The sequence below is a fragment of the Polaribacter sargassicola genome, assembly GCF_021991835.1.
GTDB lineage: Bacteria > Bacteroidota > Bacteroidia > Flavobacteriales > Flavobacteriaceae > Polaribacter > Polaribacter sargassicola.
In genome coordinates, this window is sequence record NZ_JAHDAU010000004.1 from 51,674 (window position 1) to 69,513 (window position 17,840).

Below are 17,840 nucleotides of genomic sequence, written 5' to 3' on the forward strand. Positions count from 1 at the left end.
ATTGATAATTTAGAATTACATTTATTAAAACCTAAGCATCAACCATTTGGTTAATTTTTATAACATAAAAACATTCGTTTTAACCTAAATTTAAGCTTTTTAAGAAATTTTAAGAGCCTGAAATATAATGTATTGTTAAACTTAAAATGTGTTGTAATTATTAAATACAAATAATGCTACTTTTATCAAAAATCAACCAAATATGATAAAAATAATACTCTATTTTACATTACTATTTTTTAATATTTTAGTAATCAATTCTCAAACAATTTCAGGTACAGTTATCAATCTTAACTCTTCTAAACCTATAGAAAACGCAGCGCTTTTAACAGATATAAAATCTGGCACAACCACCAATGAATCTGGTAATTACATCTTAAACTTAGACAATGTAAAAACAATTACTATCTCTTGTTTAGGTTATCAAACTAAAACAATTACAAAAACATTATTAATAAAAAATAACTACGTTGTTAACTTATTAGAAAACGTAAATTTATTAGATGAGTTTCAATTAAACCTCACAAAAATATCATTAGATAGTTTACTGATAAAAACGACTAAAAACATGAGTGAAAATTACCTTTCATCTCCTGTAAAACAAGAAGTTTTTGCTATTGAAAATCAAAATATGGATTTTAAAAAATTAGATTTCGAATTAAAATCTAGTTCTTTATTAAGTAGAAAAAAAAGAAAATTAGCAGAACAAGATTTAACAAAATTTGCAAACAATCTTCAAAAGAAAAAACCTGCTTTTGGTACAGAATTTAAAATTGATATTTTAAATAAAAGACAGTACTCAGAAAAACTAAAAAGAAAGATTGACATCTTTAAAGTAGAAAATGCAGAAGGTTATAAAAACATTGATATTGGAGATGGCGTTACTGTAGAAAACATTACCGAAAAATTGCAAAATATTGTTTTAAACCATTTAAATTCTAAAAATACTTATAAAGTAAAATCTGGACTTTTTAAAGTAGAAGATTCTTTGTCTTTAGCAGAAACCTCTAAAATGGCAGATTCGCTAGCAAAAGACAATCGTTTTATAGATTATTACAGAAGTTATCCACTTAGAAACATAAAAAACAAGGGCAACTTTTTTATGTATTCATCAGAAAGAAATTTTTTGAATCAAAAATATTATGAACATCATTTAGAAGAAAATGAAATATTAGGCACAAAAAAATACTATGTAATTTCTTTTACACCAGATAAGTCAAAATCAAAATATACTGGTAAAATGTATATTGATCCTACAGATTTTTCAATCAAAAAAATAAAATATCGTTTTGCAGATGGCAAACGTGGAGATCATATAAATTTAAAATTTCTATTAGGTATTAAATTTTCAGAAAATGTACACGATGTTACTATTTTTTATGAAAAAAATGAAGATGATAAAATTTATACCTCTTATTTAAAAGAAACAAGTGCTAATTATGCTTATGTAGACAGACCTATAAAGTTTATAGAAAATGCAGGAGATAAAAACAAAGTAAAATTTAACATTAAAGTAGAAGTAGATGTTACCGAAAGTTATGAAACTTATGTAAATAAAGTTGTTGCTATTGATAAAAATAGTCTTAAACAACTAACAAAAGAAGAAATAAAAGAAGTCGTTAAGAAGAAAACGCCTTTTATGACCGAAGAAGAATACCAAAACTCTGATTGGAAAAACAAAACATTTATTAATAAATATTTAGAACAATATAATTAAAAACAAGAATCCCCAAATCTTAACAATTTGGGGATTCTTTATCTAAAAAAAAATAAATACTTACTAGTCGTGCATAAAGCTTTGCTTAGCCAAAAGCTCTTCTTCTGTTTCTACAACATCATCATCTGGCACACAACAATCTACAGGACAAACTGCAGCACATTGTGGCTCTTCATGAAAACCTTTACATTCTGTACATTTATCTGGCACAATGTAATAAATTTCATCAGAAATTGGTTCTTGATCTTCGTCTGCATCTATAGTTTTACCACTTGGTAATACTGCACTACCAGACAAGTTTGTACCGTCTGCATATTTCCAATCATCTGCACCTTCGTAAATTGCTGTGTTAGGACATTCTGGTTCACAAGCTCCACAATTTATACATTCATCTGTTATAATAATAGCCATAATTTTCTCTTCTGTTTTTGTACCTTTGCAAATGCAAAAATAAAGCCAAAATTATAGACAACCAAAATAAATGATTAGTATTCAAAATAGAATTACTGCATTCGCAAAATTAGGAGACTTTTTAAGTCAGTTTTCTAATGAAGGAATCATAAAAAAAGATAATATTGAGTATAATGAAATATTTTTTGATGTATTTAAGCATCAAATAAAGTTATCTGAAGAAAAAAATTCTTGGTTTACAAAAGATAATTTACTTTTCACATTAAACACCTGGAGTAAATCACTAAATAACAACAATTTAGAAAACTTCATTAAAAACAGTGTTATTTCAGAAACTTTTTCTTCTAAAAAAGTAGCGATTATTTTAGCTGGTAATGTTCCTTTAGTTGGTTTTCATGACTTTTTATCCGTTTTAATTTCTGGTCATTCTGTTTTAGTTAAACAATCTTCTAACGATAAACATTTATTGCCTTTTATTGCAAAATATTTAGAGCATGTAGAAGAAGGTTTTAAAGGGAAAATTACATTTACAGAAGAAAAATTATCTGATTTTGATGCTGTAATTGCAACCGGAAGTGATAATACTGCACGTTATTTTGAATATTATTTTAAAAATAAACCTAATATTATTAGAAAGAGCAGAAATTCTGTAGCCGTTTTAACTGGCAAAGAAACAGAAGATGATTTAATAAAATTGTCTGATGACGTTTTTCAGTATTTTGGTTTAGGTTGCAGAAGTGTCTCTAAAATCTACGTGCCTAAAGGGTATAATTTTGATGCTTTTTTTACAGGAATGTATGCTAAAAGAGACATAATTAACAACGCTAAATATGCTAATAATTACGATTACAACAAGGCAGTGTATTTAATGAGCGAGTTTGATTTGTTAGAAAATGGTTTTTTAATGATTAAAGAAGATGAAAGCTACTCATCTCCTATTGCAACCGTTTTTTATGAATATTACGATAATGAAATAGATTTAAAAATAAAATTATATCAAGACAAAGAAAAAATTCAATGTATTGTTGCCAAAGACTTTATAGAAAATGAAGTTGCTTTTGGGCAAACACAACATCCAAAATTAACCGATTTTGCAGATGGTGTAAATACTTTAGAATTTTTATCAAATTTATAGAATAATGAAAAAACATAATTTTAGTGCTGGTCCTTGTATTTTACCAGAAGAAGTACTTAAAAAAGCATCTGAAGCAATTATCAATTTTAATGATGATAACTTATCTCTTATAGAAATTTCTCACAGAAGTAAACCTTTTGTTGCCGTAATGGAAAAAGCACGCTCTTTAGCTTTAGAGCTTTTAGGCTTAGAAAACAAAGGTTATAAAGCTTTGTTTTTACAAGGTGGTGCAAGTATGGAGTTTTTAATGGTTGCCTACAATTTATTAAACAAAAAAGCAGCTTATTTAAATACAGGTACTTGGTCTGACAAAGCTATAAAAGAAGCAAAAGCCTTTGGAGAAATGATAGAAGTTGCTTCTTCTAAAGATAAAGGATACAACTATATACCTAAAGGATATACAATTCCTACAGATGCAGATTATTTTCATTGCACAAGTAACAATACTGTTGCGGGTACACAAATTAAAGATTTTCCAGAAACAAATGTTCCTTTAATATGCGATATGAGTTCTGATATTTTTTCGCGTCAATTAGATTTCGAAAAATTCGATTTAATTTATGCCGGAGCTCAAAAAAATATGGGACCTGCTGGGGCAACTTTAGTAATTATTAAAGAAGATATTTTAGGCAAAGTAGAAAGACACATTCCTTCTATGTTAAACTATCAAATTCATATAGATAAAGATAGTATGTTTAATACTCCTTCTGTTTTTGCTGTATATGTTTCTATGCTAACTTTACAGTGGTTAAAAGATTTAGGCGGAATTAAATTTATTGAAGAAGTAAACAATAAAAAAGCGGCACTTTTATATGCTGAAATTGATAGAAACCCTTTATTTAAAGGAATTGTAGCAAAAGAAGATAGAAGTATTATGAACGCTACTTTTGTTTTAACTGATGAAAGTTTAAAAGAAACTTTTGATACTATGTGGGCAGAAGCAGGTATTAATGGCTTAAATGGGCATAGAAGTGTTGGTGGTTATAGAGCTAGTATGTACAATGCATTGCCTTTATATAGTATACAAGCTTTGGTTGATGTTATGCAAGAACTAGAAAGAACTCAAAAATAAAATACAAATCGTCATTATAATTAAATAACAGACAGAAACATATAAATGAAAATATTAGCAAATGATGGTATTTCTAATAGCGGAAAAGAAGCTTTAGAAAAAAATGGTTTTGAAGTATTAACTGTAAAAGTGGCTCAAAATCAACTAGAAAATTTCATCAACGAAAATAATATTGATGCTATTTTAGTAAGAAGCGCAACCCAAGTAAGACAAGAATTAATTGAGGCTTGCCCAAGTATAAAATTAATAGGACGCGGTGGTGTTGGCATGGATAATATTGATGTTGATTATGCTATAGAAAATGGTTTACACGTAATAAACACACCTGCAGCTTCTTCTAGCTCTGTAGCAGAATTGGTTTTTGCACATTTATTTGGATTGGCGCGTTTTTTACATTCATCTAACAGAGAAATGCCACTAGAAGGAGATTCTCGTTTTAAAGATTTGAAAAAAGCTTATGCTAACGGAATTGAGTTAAGAGGAAAAACAATTGGAATTATCGGTTTTGGAAAAATAGGCCAAGAAGTTGCAAAAATTGCCATTGGTTTAGGTATGAATGTTTTAGCTACTGATAATGAAATTACAAATGCACCAATAACATTAGATTTTTTTAATGGGCAAAAAGTAACTTTTAATATTGATACTGTAGAAATTGATGATTTATTAAAAGAATCAGACTTTATTACTCTACACACACCTGCACAAGAAGAATATATTTTAACAGCATCAGAAATTGATAAAATGAAAGATGGTGTAGGTATTATTAATGCCGCAAGAGGTGGTGTTTTAAATGAAGTAGATTTAATAACTGCTATAGAAAGCGGAAAAGTACAATTTGCAGGTTTAGATGTTTTTGAAAATGAACCTTCTCCAGAAATTCAGTTATTAATGAATCCTGAGTTATCTTTAACACCACATATTGGTGCTGCAACTGTAGAAGCACAAGATAGAATTGGATTAGAATTGGCAAATCAAATTGTAGAGTTATTAAATTAATGAGCACAATAAAAGAAAACTTATTAAACATAAAACAATCACTTCCTGAAGAAGTAACTTTGGTTGCTGTGTCTAAAACCAAGCCTATTGCAGATTTGCAAGAAGCTTATAATGCCGGACAACGCATTTTTGGTGAAAACAAAATTCAGGAAATGGTTGAAAAATATGAAGCCTTACCTAAAGATATTAAATGGCACATGATTGGTCATTTACAAAGTAACAAGGTAAAATACATGGCTCATTTTGTAGATTTAATTCATGGAGTTGATAAATTTTCAACCCTAAAAGAAATCAATAAACAAGCTAAAAAACACAATAGAATTATAAATTGTTTATTGCAAGCTAAAATTGCCAAAGAAGAAACTAAATTTGGTTTATCTTTTAAAGATATTGAAACTATTTTATCTTCTGAAGAAATAAAAGAATTAGAAAACATTAAAATTGTTGGTTTTATGGGCATGGCTACATTTACAGATAATCAAAAACAGTTAGCAGAAGAGTTTCTTTCTTTAAAAACTTTCTTTGATAATCAACAACAAACAACCAATTCTTTTAATACTTTATCTATGGGTATGAGTGGAGATTATTTACTAGCTGTTAAAAACGGTAGCACAATGGTTAGAGTTGGTAGTTCTATATTTGGTAATAGAAATTATAATCAGTAAATTTATCAGCTAAAGAGAAAGAAATTTGTACGCAATTTTAGATATTGAAACAACTGGAGGGAAATTTAATGAAGAAGGCATCACAGAAATTGCTATCTACAAATTTGACGGTCACAGTATAGTAGATCAATTTATTAGTTTAGTAAATCCAGAAAAACCCATTCAAGAATTTGTTGTTAAACTAACTGGTATTAACAACAAAATGCTTAAAAATGCTCCAAAATTTTACGAAGTTGCAAAACGGATTATAGAAATTACTACAGATTGTATTCTTGTTGCTCATAACACTTCTTTTGATTATAGAATTTTAAGCACAGAGTTTGACAGACTTGGTTATGATTTTAATAGAAATACACTTTGTACTGTAGAATTAAGTAAACAACTAATTTTAGACCAATCTTCTTATAGTTTAGGTAAACTAACAAAATCTTTAGGAATACCAATGACAGATAGACATAGAGCTTCTGGAGATGCATTGGCAACTGTACAATTATTTAAACTACTTTTAGAGAAAGACACCAATAAATCAATAATACAAAGTTTTATAAAATATTTTGATAGAAGGGTAGAAAAACAAAAATTAAGAACTTTAATAGATGAAATACCTGCTGTACAAGGTATCTTTTTTGTACATGATACAAATGGTAAAGTAATTTTTATAGGTAAGGGTAAAGATATTAAAGCAGAATTAAATAAGCTTTTCTTAAAAGCAACTAGAAGAGCTATTAAAATTCAAGAAAGAGCGCAATCTATTTCTTTTGACAAAACAGGTAATGAGCTTTTTACTCGACTTAAATACGCTATTGAGTTAGAAGTATTGTCTCCTAAATTTAATTTTAAGAAAAAACAAAAAACAAGTTTTCAAAACTTTAATAATGATAATTTTATCATCATAGAAAAAGGTAGAGATGTAGAAGAAAATGCCATTATTTTAATAGAAAATAACGAAGTTTTTGGTTACGGTTATACAAATTTAAAATTTCAAGAAAATCAATTAGATATTTTAAAATCTGTACTAACACCTATAGAAAATAAATTACAAGCAAAAAACATTATTAAAAATTACATCAATAGAAGTAAAGTTCAAAAAATAATAAGATTATAATGAAATTATCTCCTCTAGTATTATTAATCCTTCTATCAACCTTTTCATTTTCTCAAAAAAACAAATCATCTAAAATGGGGCAAACCACTTTAGATGAATTAAGAATGACTGTTTACGATAAAGATTCTACTGCCACAGCAGTTGTTTTGTATGAACATGCAAACATCTATTTAGACCCAGAGTTTGATTATAAAACAAGAACAGATTATTACTACAGAATTAAAATTCTAGATAAAGCTGCTTTCGATTTTGCTGATGTTGAAATAAATCTATACAAAGAAAAAAAAGCGATAGATGTAAAAGCAATCACTTATAATTTAGCTGAAAACGGAGGACTTTCTAAAACTACTATCAATAAAGATAAAATTTTTAAACTAAAAGATTCTGATAATTGGAGCTCAACAAAATTTACTATGCCTAATTTAAAAGTAGGTAGTGTTATAGAGTATTCTTACAGTATAATTTCTCCATATCTTGGCATAGATGATTGGTATTTTCAGTCTTCAATACCAAAAATAAAAAGCGAATTAGATGCTGCTATTCTTGGTAACTATAAATACAATGTTAGGCTAGTTGGTTACTTAAAACTAGATAAAGACAATCCTTCTATCAAAAAAAATTGCCTTTATATTGAGGGTGTAGGTGAAGGTGCTTGTGTAATTTATTCTTACGGAATTAACGATATTCCTGCTTTTAAAGAAGAAGATTATATGTTAAGTAAGAAAAACTATATTTCTCGCTTATCTTTTGATTTAGAAACCTACACAAGTACAAGAGGAGTTGTAGAAGAATATACAACAACATGGAAAAAAGCAGACAAACAATTAAAAGACATCTTTTTAAACAACCAAACTTCTAAAAAAAGCTTTTTTAGAAAAAACATACCAGAAAATATATTAAACATAGAAGATCAATTAACAAAAGCTAAAGAGATTTATACTTTTATAAAAAATCATTTTACTTGGAATAATAAATATTGGAATAGTAAAGATGAAAAAATAAAAAATGCTTTTGATGATAAAGTAGGTAGTGCTGGTGAAATTAATCTTTCTCTATACAACAGTTTAAATGCTGCAGATATAGAAGCTAATTTGGTAATTTTATCTACCAGAGATAACGGAGTTCCTACAGAATTGTTCCCTGTAATTTTTGATTTTAATTATGTAATTGTACAAGTTGTTATTGATGGAAATGAATATTTTTTAGATGCAACTAACAAACTTTTACCTTTCGGACAAATACCTTCTAGATGTATTAATGGTAAAGCAAGATTAATTAATTACAAAGAAGAAAGTAATTGGATTGTTCTAAAACCCAAAATACAAACCTCTAAAACTATTAATGCTATATTAAAATTAAATGATGATGGAGATTTTGAAGGTTCTTTAACAATTAGAAAACAAGGTTACGAAGCCTTAAACCAAAGACAACAAATAAAACGTTTATCTGAAAATGATTATTTAGAATCTTTTGAAAATAAATATTCTGATGTGGAAGTAGATTCTTATAAAGCTGAAAATGTTGATAAATTAGAAAAACCTCTAACAGAAGTCTTCGATATAAAAATGATCTCTAATGATGATTTAACAAATAAAATTAGAATTAATCCTTTCTTTTTTGATAGAATAAAAGAGAATCCTTTTAAATTAAAAGAAAGAAATTATCCTGTAGATTTTGCATATGCAAGGTCTAATCGTTTTAATTTAAACTTAACTTTTCCCGAAAACTACATAGTAACTCAAATACCAGAATCTAAAGCATTTGCATTACCAGAAAACGGAGGAAATTTCACCATTAAAAGTCTTAAGAAAGATAATTCTGTAATTATTTATGTACGCTTTAATATTAAAAAAGAAATCTTTAACCCTTATGACTACGAATACTTAAAGATTTTCTTTAATAAGGTAATACAATCAGAAAGTTCTGATATTGTTTTAGAGTTAAAATCTTAAAAATATTATTCTTTAAAATCAATTAAAATAAAAATTAAACATCAAATATCATTTTTAATTGATATTTTAGCCATCGATAGATGATAAACCAAGATCAATTAATTTTACAATTTCAACAAAAGGATGTTAAAGCCTATGAAAAACTATACAATATGTATTGTGATAGTATTTCTGGAGTTGTAAATAATATTGTTAAAAATGATGATGTTACCCAAGAAATTACTCAAGACGTATTTATAAAAGCTTGGAATAATGCTGAATCTTACTCAGCTAAAAAAGGACGTTTTTTTACTTGGATACTTAATATTGCTAGAAATGCAGCTATTGATTATACTCGTTCTAAAAAATTTAAACAATCTAAACAAAACCTTAACTCAGATTTTTTCGTAGATATATTAGAAACATCTTCTAGTTTAGACAGCACAACCAACACAATTGGTTTAAAAAAGTTTGTAACTAATTTAGGAGAAAAATGTAAATCTGTTATAGAATTAATTTATTTTAAAGGTTTTACACAAAAAGAAGCATCAGAAGAATTAAACATGCCAATTGGCACCATAAAAACAAGAAATAGAACCTGTATTGGCGAATTACGCTCAATGTTAGGTGTATAAAAAATGAATATAAAAGATTACATAGCATCTGGAATTTTAGAACTGTATGTTGCAGGTTCGCTTTCTGAAAAAGAAAACGAAGAGGTGTACAATACAATTCAAGAAAATCCTGAGTTATTAGCAGAGGTAGAATCGATAGAAAAAGCGATTGTACAACTAACTGCTGCTACTAAAAAAGATGCTTCTTATTCATTTTCATCAATTAAAAATCAATTAAAAGTTAATGAGCCTAAAGTAATTTCTATTACTAAACCTAAAACAAATTGGTCTCAATATATCGGTTGGGTTGCTGCTATTATATTGGGTTCTACTTTAATTTTATCTGTACTTCAAAACAATAAATTAAAAGAACAAATAGCAACAGAAAAGCAACAATTAGAGTCTAAAATAGACAGTGCATCTACAAATTTAGCTGCTGCAGAAAAATTAATAGAAATCTTTAGAGATAAAGATATTATTACAATACCATTAGCTGGTCAAAAAGTATCTCCAACTTCTTATGCTAAAGTTTATTGGGATAAAAAAACAAACAGTATTTACTTAGATGCCAAAGGTTTACCAGAACCGCCAAAAGGCAAAGTTTATCAAGTTTGGTCTTTAAAACTTAGCCCGCTTACACCTACAAGTTTAGGTACTTTAGATACTTTTACAGCAGATACAAATAAAATATTTACCATAGAAAACGCTAATCAGTCAGAAGCATTTGGTATTACTTTAGAGCCTGCTGGTGGTAGCGCCTCTCCTACTCTAGAGCAATTATATACTTTAGGAGCCGTTTCTTCTTAAAAGGAACATTTTTTTCTTAAAACTTTAGAAACTTCATTTTATATGAAGTCTAAATTCTATTTTAATTTCCTAAATTTAGATTTTAAACTAAAACTAAACTTAGAAAATTAACTATGAAAAAAAATTATTCATGGATTATTCTTGCAATTGTACTTTTTACAAACACAATTGCCGCTCAAGACACTTACAAAAGAAATACTTATGCAGATGTACTTAGCTATGTATTTAATCTTACCCTAAATGATAACAATAACGAAATTATAGGAGAAACTTTGGTTACAGTTAATTTTAAAGAAGGAATTACAACTTTCTCTTTAGATTTAATTGGTAAAACTGAAGTTTACGGAATGGAAATAACCAATGTTTTTGAAGGTGATAAAGAAGCAAATTATCAATTTATTAATAATAAAATTGTAATTACCCCAACAATAGATAATTCAAAAATAAAAACCTACAAAATCCAATATCATGGTATTGCAGAAAAAGGATTAGTTATTGATAAAACAAAATTTGGTCAACGTTCTTTTTATGGTGATAATTGGCCAAATTTAGCTAGAAACTGGTTGCCTTGTGTAGATCATCCTTATGATAAAGCAACCATAGAATTTGCTATTACAGCGCCAGAAAAATATGATGTTGTTGCTACAGGTAAAAAAGTAGAAGAAAGTAATTTAGGTAAAGGATTAAAACTTACCAGGTATAAAGAAACCGCACCAGTTGCTACAAAAGTAATTACTATTGGTGTTACAAAATTTGCTAGTAAACTTTTAGGTGTTGTTAATGAGATACCTGTAACAGCTTGGGTTTACCCAGAAAATAGATTAGATGGTTTTTCTGATTATGCAGTTGCCACCAATGTTTTAGAATATTATATAAAAAATATTGGGCCTTATTCTTACTCTAAACTAGCCAACATTCAGGCAAAAACACAATGGGGAGGTTTAGAAAATGCAGGAACAATAACTTATTTTGAGAATTCTGTAAGCGGAAAAAATAAAGTAGAAAGTTTAATTGCTCATGAAATTGCACATCAATGGTTTGGTAATTCTGCCACAGAAAATAGTTGGAATCATGTTTGGTTAAGCGAAGGTTTTGCTACTTATTTTACAATTCTGTACCAAGAAGAAATGTATGGTAATGAAAAAAGAAAAGAAGAATTAGCTCTTGATAAAAAGCAAATTATAGCTTATTACAAAAAAAATCCTTCTCCAATTGTAGACAATTCTATTAAAGATCCAAAGAAAGTTTTAAGTACCAATACTTATCAAAAAGGCGGTTGGTTTCTTAACATGTTAAGATACAAAATTGGTAACGAAGCTTTTTGGAACGGAATACGAGCTTATTATAAAAAGTACAGAAACTCTAATGCAATGACTGCTGATTTTCAAAAAGAAATGGAAATGGTTTCTAACCAAAATTTAGAATCATTTTTTAATCAATGGTTGTTTGTAAAAGGGTATCCGGAGTTAAAATGGAGTTGGAAATATAAAAGAGGAAATCTTGTTATTGAAATAAAACAAACTCAAGATCATTTTACATTTAATTTTCCATTAGAAATCGGAATTAAAAATGGTGAAATTACTAAAATAGAAACAATAGAAATCAACTCTAAATCTAACTCATTTAAAATTCCAGTAGAAAAAAAACCAGATAGCGTACTCTTAGATCCTGATTTTTGGTTGTTATTTGAAGATAAAAATTAATTTTAATTATAAAACTTATAATTTGATGCTAATTTAGTAGAAAACTACCTACTTGTATTCTTTTAAAATCTAACTTTGCTCTGCATTTTAAATGCACTATTTATTATTAATAAATTGATTTTTATAAAGTATTAGAAATGGAATTAAAGTTAGCAGAATCTAAAAGTGAGTTACAACAAATTTTAGATTTACAACATGCAAATCATTACGATAATGTTTCGGAAGAATTAAAAAAAGTAGATGGTTTTGTTACGGTAAAACACAATTTAGATTTATTAACAAAAATGAATAATGAAGCTAAGCACATTATTGCTGTAGATAATGGTAAAGTAATTGCTTATGCTTTAACAATGTTAAAAGATTATAAAGATTTAATTCCGGTATTGGTACCAATGTTTACCGTTTTTGAAAGTATTAATTATAAAAACACAAAGTTAAGCAACATAAATTATTATGTAATGGGACAAGTTTGTGTTGCAGACACACATAGAGGAAAAGGGATTTTTAAAGCTCTTTATGAAAAACATAAAGATGTTTACGCTTCTAAATTTGATTTATTACTAACCGAGGTATCTTCTAGCAATCATAGATCTATGAGAGCGCATGAAAAAGTGGGTTTTAAAACGATTAACACTTTTAAAGATGATACAGATGAATGGAATATTCTTTCTTGGAATTGGGAATAGATTTAATATAATCTAAAAGCTAAATAGAGTTTACCTAAATAATAAAAATGCCCTTTACTATAAAAGTAAAGGGCATTTCATCCAACTAAAAACTAACCAAACTATTTTTATTAAAAAGTATAAGTTATGGTTGCTTTTGCAAAAAATGGTGTACCTGGTGTAAAATGAATTTCTTCTACAGAAGAAGCTTCATTTTGCAATCTACTTTCTGTTGCAAATTGAGTTTCGTTCCATTCTACATCAAAAATATTTTCTAATGCAACACCTAATACTAAATTGTTGTTAACACTATAATTTATATTAAAATCGCTAACAAGATATCCTTCTGCTGTTATAGAATCATCTTCATTTGCGGGTCTGTCTGCTAAATAACGATAACGTAATCCTCCAGAAAATTTACCTAAATTAGTAAAAGATAAACCTCCTGCCATTGTAAAACTTGGTGCTAACGGAATGTAATCTTCTCCTTCTTCTGCTTCTAAACTTCTTGCGTGTGTTAAGGTTGCATCTGTATCAAAATAAATTTGATCTGATATTTGATAACGGATTCCTAAATCTAACCCAAAACGTTCAGATTCTCCTGACGGTTCTACAATACCTGCATCACCTACATATACAAATTCTTCTTCTGAGAACAAGTACCAAGCTGCTGTGTTAAACACTAAATTTTTAGTAGGTTTCCAAATATTTCCAAAATCGGCACCGTAAGCTCTTGGCAAAATCTTATCTGCATTATCTTGTAATACAACTCTTGCATCGTTTGAATGAAAACCAATTCCTGATTTTAAAAACCATTGTAAATTATCATTTTGAGTATATAAAAAGTTTAATTTAGGGTTTACAATTGCTTTTGTTTTACTTAATGTTTTGTATGTTGTACTTAAAGCATCATTATATAAAAATTTAAAATAATCTAAACGAACAGAAGGCGCTACTTTAAATTTTCCTATTTCGAATTCTGAATTAAAAAACGCGTATAAATTAGTTTGTTTTACATCTCCTAATTGAATGTTATTAATTAATTCGCTTCTATTTTTTGTGTGTGATAATTCGTTATCAGCAATTAAATCGTAACGCAAACCAATACCTTTTATAAACTTAGCTTCTACATTACCATATTCTTTAGAATTGATAATTTTTGCGTTCATGCCGTAAATACTTCTATCTTCAAATTGTTTAATTTGATCTCCGTTTACCGCATCATCTAAAAAGAATGTAAAGTTAGAATACAATTCAAAATCGTATTTAGAATAAAATGTATTTGCTTGTAAAATAGCTCCGTTATTTAATGTTTTTTGCAATTGAGCGTTTAAATTACTTCTAGAAGTATAACCACCTTCTGTATCATCAATAGCACCAAAACGACCTATTAATCCATTTTCTACAGCTCTATTAGGTATTTGCCCAGAAGCATCCCAAGAACTTGTAAAATGAGAGGCAGATAAAGTAAGTTTGTCTTTTCCGTTTAAAAACGTATTGTATTTAGCAAAAAGGTTTAATCTGTTAAAATTCTGAGGAGAATCATAAGGTCCATCAAACTCTATATATTCTAAAGCAACATAAGCATCGTTATTTTTAGATTTTTCTAATAGATTAAACATACCTACAGTTCTTAAAGAATTAAAATCTCCATAACCAACAGAAATCATACTTTTATCGATTGCCGTTTTTGTAGAAAAATTTACATAACCTGCGGTGTTAAAATCTCCTTGGTTTGCATAATAAGGACCTTTACCAAAATCAATTTTTTGGATGGTTTCTGGTATTACAAAATGCAAATCAGAATATCCTTGTCCGTGTGCATGAGAAACCATATTTATTGGCATTCCGTCTACAGAAAGAGCAATATCGGTACCATGATCTATATCAAAACCTCTTAAAAATATTTGTTCTGCTTTTCCTCCGCCAGCATGCTGACCAATAAATAAACCAGGAACTTTTCTTAAAATTTCTTGAGAATTATTTACAGGGTTTACCTGTAAGTCTATATTTGTTAAAGTCTGTAAAGCATTAATTTCTTTACGTAAAACCAATTCTTCTAATTGAAAAATTTTGGTTTGTAAAATAATAGTTACACCATTTTTAAGAATATCGTTGGTAACATTTATTGTTTTGGTAGCATAACCTAAAATACTGATTTGAACGGTGTGGTTTACTTTTGTATTTTCTAAAATAAAATTACCTACTTCATTTGTGTGTGTGTGTGTGTTAGATGTTTGATTGATGATGTATACGTTCTCTAAAGGTTCATTAAGTGAATTTAAAACAACACCAGTAAATTTTTGCCCAAAAATATTGGTGCAAACTGTTAAAATAAAAATTAAAATTAACTTGTTTTTCATTTGATAAAATTTTGGGCGAAATTAAATATTTTTTACGGCATTTTCTGTTAAAGGACCTAATTCATATACGCTTTTTAACAGTTCTTCTTTTAGTTCTTTAGCCGCCAACAAATTATCATTTGCTTTTAAAATATATGCAGAATGCAACAAAGCTGCTGGCTCAAAAGTTTTACCAATTACATAAGTTTCTGTAATCTTAATTGCTTCTTGTTGGTTTCCGTTTTTATAGTAAGCCCAAGCAAGTAAATCATACGATTGTGCTGTAGGTCTTGCATTAACTTCTGCCTCTGCAATTTTTACAGCTTCTAATGTATTATTAACATCTTCTGCAAATAATAACACATTATATTTTGCATACATTGCCCCATATTTTTTATTAGCAACTTTAGATAGATACTGATTTATTTGGTTTTCTTTTTCTTCAATATTTCCCATAAAATCTAAAATTTCTGCTTTTAATAAATGATAATCTGGCGCTGCATTTTCTTTGGTTACTGTTTCTAAAATATTTAATGCTTCTTCGGGGTTTCTTTCATAAGAATAAACTATCCAAGCAATTCCTTTTTTAGCATAACTATTACTAGGGTTTATTTCTAAAGCTTTTAAGTAAGCGTTGTAAGAATCTTTAATTCTACCAGCATGACCATAGTAATCTGCTAAGTTTGTATAATTCCACTGAATTAAACCTTCTTTTTTTGATGATTTGGCTATTAACAATGCTTTTTCTAAATATGTAATTGCATTATCTAAATTACCTATATGATCGTTGTATTTTGATAATCGTATTAAATAATCAAAATCTTTTAAATTTTTAACATCAGATAAATAGTGTTCTACCTTTTTAAGATCTCCTAATTCTAAATATACGTCTATTAACATATACTTTGTTTGTTGTAGGTTTTCTCCGTTTTGTTCTGCTTTTAATAATAAATTTAAAGCTTCTTTAAAACGATGTTGAGAAATATAATTTTTTGATAAACTTCTTAAATACCCTGCATTATTAAAATTTGTTTTACTATTGGCTAATAATAAGTTTTTTTCAGCTTTTTTTAATTCATCAATATTACCTGTTAGCTTAAATAATCGAGAATTTGCACTTGCTAATTTTAAATAATAAGGATATTGATTAGGTGTAGATGCTATTTTATTGTCCCAAAAACTTAGTTCTGCTTCTGCTTTTGCTAAATGTGTATTATCTGTAACATCTAAAAAAGCAGCATATTCATTAGGGTTTGTTATTTTAGTTTCTTGTTCACTTTTACAACCTACGGTTAAAGCAAAAGTTACTATCATTAGAATTAGTTGGATATTTTTCATGATATAAATTTTAGTTAGTTAGTTAGTTAGTTAGTTAGTTAAATAAACTGACATAATCCCCCCAAATCATGTCAGTTTCTAAAATAATTCCTCTTACCAAGGATTTGCCAAATAAGGAAAAGAAGACAAAAATTCTTTATCATTTCCGTCTACATTATCGTTAGATAGTGTTGGGTTTTCTGTAAAATCTTCACCTCCAAAAATCAACAATAATTCTACTGTAATAACATCATCTGCTAAAGCTCTACCTGTTAAAACATTTGTACCATCATAAAAAGTTGTAGTACCATCTAAAGAAACATTTAAAACATCTGTTGCTAATAATCCTGTAAAACTTGCCGCATCTAAACCTAATGCATTTGCATCTCCTTCATTTGCATAAGCAGGACTTAATCCTGTTAAATTTGTTTGAAACATAGATTGAAATGCTGTGTTTTGTTCTGATGGTATTGTTGTATTAAAAGCATCTTTGCTATCCGAAGAAACAAAAACTGTATTTACAGCTGGTCTTCCCATTTGATCTTTTTGCACATAAGTTCCAGAAAAATCTGTATCCATTACCATTTCCATATCATCGTCATCATTATTACAACTAACTACCAAAAGAGAAAATGTTAGAATTGCTAAATATTTTATATTGTTAAATTTCATAATATTAAGTTTTAGTTTGATTAAAAATTATTGTTTTGTTTTTGCTTCTACCCAAGTATTGATTGTACCTGTACCACCAATCATAGATTTAGGAACCTCTACAACAATAGATAATACATTAGTACCTGCAAATGTATCTGAACCCGGACTATTAAATGAAGTTGCATTACCTGCAATAATTTCTCCGTATTGAGCAAAATCCATAAAGAAAGGATCATCTCTTGGCCCTGCAAAAAACTTCATCCCATTATTATTAGATGTAATTGCAGAAGATCCGTAAGCAGTTATATCAACTTCAGATGTTGTTGCCATTTCATTAATTGTACTATTTAATCCTGTTGATGATGGTGCATAAGGTCCAAAGAAATACATTTTTCCATCTCTAGGAATTGCTTGTATTACTAAATCTTCTATAATATCGCCATCTGTGTCAATATTAAATTCTACCATAACGTTTTCATCAAAAGAAGCTGTTTCTGATGCAGTAGGACTTAACAAACCTTGTACATTAGCTACAAAAGCAATATTATCTGTGTCTTCTCCTTGAAAAGCATAGAAATCTGTAATATCTGCCGTTGTACCTTGTGAATCTGGAGCATCAATATGGTCTGCTGCAATTGTAATTAAACCAATTGCCACAGCAAAAATGGTTGCTACTAAAATTTTTGTTTTTTTCATTGTGTGAGTT

General features: G+C 28.1%; 14 protein-coding genes and 1 pseudogene. 11 read left to right on the forward strand and 4 right to left on the reverse strand.

Going from position 1 to position 17,840, the window contains the following annotated elements:
* Positions 1 to 202 precede the first annotated feature (202 nt).
* Complete coding sequence (locus tag KI686_RS07815; protein WP_237588722.1) at positions 203 to 1,717, forward strand: carboxypeptidase-like regulatory domain-containing protein; 1,515 nt, start codon at positions 203 to 205, stop codon at positions 1,715 to 1,717.
* A gap of 63 nt (positions 1,718 to 1,780) precedes the next feature.
* On the opposite strand, the gene KI686_RS07820 is transcribed toward KI686_RS07815, so the two are convergent.
* Entirely contained in the window at positions 1,781 to 2,128 is a 348-nt protein-coding gene (locus KI686_RS07820; protein ID WP_237588723.1) for a 4Fe-4S dicluster domain-containing protein, read from the reverse strand.
* Between the two features lie 70 nt (positions 2,129 to 2,198).
* On the opposite strand from KI686_RS07820, the gene KI686_RS07825 reads away from it, so the two are divergent.
* The 10 genes from KI686_RS07825 (at position 2,199) to KI686_RS07870 (ending at position 12,842) form a co-directional block, all read left to right on the forward strand.
* Positions 2,199 to 3,263 (forward strand): acyl-CoA reductase, encoded by a 1,065-nt coding sequence (locus KI686_RS07825; RefSeq protein WP_237588724.1) that lies wholly within the window; start codon positions 2,199 to 2,201, stop codon positions 3,261 to 3,263.
* A gap of 4 nt (positions 3,264 to 3,267) precedes the next feature.
* On the forward strand, positions 3,268 to 4,335 hold the full coding sequence (gene serC, locus KI686_RS07830; protein WP_237588725.1) for a 3-phosphoserine/phosphohydroxythreonine transaminase: 1,068 nt from the start codon (positions 3,268 to 3,270) through the stop codon (positions 4,333 to 4,335).
* 45 nt (positions 4,336 to 4,380) lie between these two features.
* The gene (locus KI686_RS07835; RefSeq protein WP_237588726.1) at positions 4,381 to 5,331 is read left to right on the forward strand and encodes a D-2-hydroxyacid dehydrogenase; all 951 of its coding nucleotides are present in this window, start codon (positions 4,381 to 4,383) and stop codon (positions 5,329 to 5,331) included.
* Positions 5,331 to 5,996 (forward strand): YggS family pyridoxal phosphate-dependent enzyme, encoded by a 666-nt coding sequence (locus tag KI686_RS07840; protein ID WP_237588727.1) that lies wholly within the window; start codon positions 5,331 to 5,333, stop codon positions 5,994 to 5,996. Before KI686_RS07835 ends, KI686_RS07840 begins: the two co-directional genes overlap by 1 nt.
* Before the next feature lie 25 nt (positions 5,997 to 6,021).
* Positions 6,022 to 7,101 (forward strand): 3'-5' exonuclease, encoded by a 1,080-nt coding sequence (locus KI686_RS07845; protein WP_237588728.1) that lies wholly within the window; start codon positions 6,022 to 6,024, stop codon positions 7,099 to 7,101.
* Positions 7,101 to 9,053: a DUF3858 domain-containing protein gene (locus tag KI686_RS07850; RefSeq protein ID WP_237588729.1), complete on the forward strand. Its 1,953-nt coding sequence runs from the start codon at positions 7,101 to 7,103 to the stop codon at positions 9,051 to 9,053. Before KI686_RS07845 ends, KI686_RS07850 begins: the two co-directional genes overlap by 1 nt.
* Before the next feature lie 83 nt (positions 9,054 to 9,136).
* Positions 9,137 to 9,667 (forward strand): RNA polymerase sigma factor, encoded by a 531-nt coding sequence (locus KI686_RS07855; protein ID WP_237588975.1) that lies wholly within the window; start codon positions 9,137 to 9,139, stop codon positions 9,665 to 9,667.
* A 3-nt stretch (positions 9,668 to 9,670) separates the two neighbouring features.
* The gene (locus tag KI686_RS07860) at positions 9,671 to 10,453 is read left to right on the forward strand and encodes an anti-sigma factor (protein WP_237588730.1); all 783 of its coding nucleotides are present in this window, start codon (positions 9,671 to 9,673) and stop codon (positions 10,451 to 10,453) included.
* Between the two features lie 113 nt (positions 10,454 to 10,566).
* On the forward strand, positions 10,567 to 12,156 hold the full coding sequence (locus KI686_RS07865) for a M1 family metallopeptidase (protein ID WP_237588731.1): 1,590 nt from the start codon (positions 10,567 to 10,569) through the stop codon (positions 12,154 to 12,156).
* A gap of 137 nt (positions 12,157 to 12,293) precedes the next feature.
* Entirely contained in the window at positions 12,294 to 12,842 is a 549-nt protein-coding gene (locus tag KI686_RS07870; RefSeq protein ID WP_237588732.1) for a GNAT family N-acetyltransferase, read from the forward strand.
* A gap of 110 nt (positions 12,843 to 12,952) precedes the next feature.
* On the opposite strand, the gene KI686_RS07875 is transcribed toward KI686_RS07870, so the two are convergent.
* From KI686_RS07875 to KI686_RS07885, 3 genes and pseudogenes are all read right to left on the reverse strand, one after another.
* A complete protein-coding gene (locus KI686_RS07875; RefSeq protein WP_237588733.1) occupies positions 12,953 to 15,184 on the reverse strand; it encodes a TonB-dependent receptor in 2,232 nt (743 codons plus the stop codon).
* 21 nt (positions 15,185 to 15,205) lie between these two features.
* Entirely contained in the window at positions 15,206 to 16,501 is a 1,296-nt protein-coding gene (locus KI686_RS07880; RefSeq protein ID WP_237588734.1) for a tetratricopeptide repeat protein, read from the reverse strand.
* Positions 16,502 to 16,594: 93 nt separating this feature from the next.
* Positions 16,595 to 17,830 (reverse strand): annotated as a pseudogene (locus KI686_RS07885) (DUF4331 family protein).
* Positions 17,831 to 17,840 lie beyond the last annotated feature (10 nt).